Source organism: Mesorhizobium sp. ArgA1 (genome assembly GCF_053714375.1).
The window spans coordinates 1-557 of record NZ_JBSKBQ010000128.1 but is presented as its reverse complement, the minus strand read 5'-3'; the positions used below and the strand labels follow the sequence as shown (position 1 = coordinate 557).

Annotated in this window: 1 protein-coding gene; it reads left to right on the top strand. The window is 66.2% G+C overall.

Features of this window, described 5'->3' with window-relative positions; genetic code table 11:
- Positions 1-557, top strand: a 557-nt coding sequence (locus tag ACWGTI_RS32660; RefSeq protein WP_454590682.1) for an Ig-like domain-containing protein, incomplete at both ends; no start/stop codon positions are given.

Genomic DNA, 557 nt, shown 5'->3' with positions numbered 1-557 from the left:
CTGAGCAGCGCCACCGGCGTGCACGGCACGCTGACCTTCAATGCCAACGGCACCTACAGCTACACGCTGACCTCGCCTGTCGACGGCGTCGATGCCAACAACGGCACCAACACCGTCAACAACGTCGAGACCTTCACCTACCAGGCCACCGACGCCAACGGCAACACCATCACCAACACCATCACCATCGACGTCACCGACGACGTGCCGACGGCGAACCCGAACAGCAACAATGCTGCCGAGGGCGCCATCGTGACGGGCAACGTGCTGACCAACGACGTCGCCGGCGCCGACGGCTTTGCCGCTGGCGGCGGGGTTGTCGGCGTGGCCGCCGGCAGCAACACCGCAGTGCCGGTGAGCGGCGGACTTGGCGGAGCTGGCATTGCCGGCACCTACGGCACGCTGACGCTGAACGCCAACGGCACCTACAGCTATGACGGCCTGCCCAACGTGGTTCCGGTCGGCGGCGCGACGGACACCTTCGTCTACACCATCATGGATGGCGACGGCGACCTGTCGACGACCACGCTCACCATCAACCTGTCGGACAGCGGCCT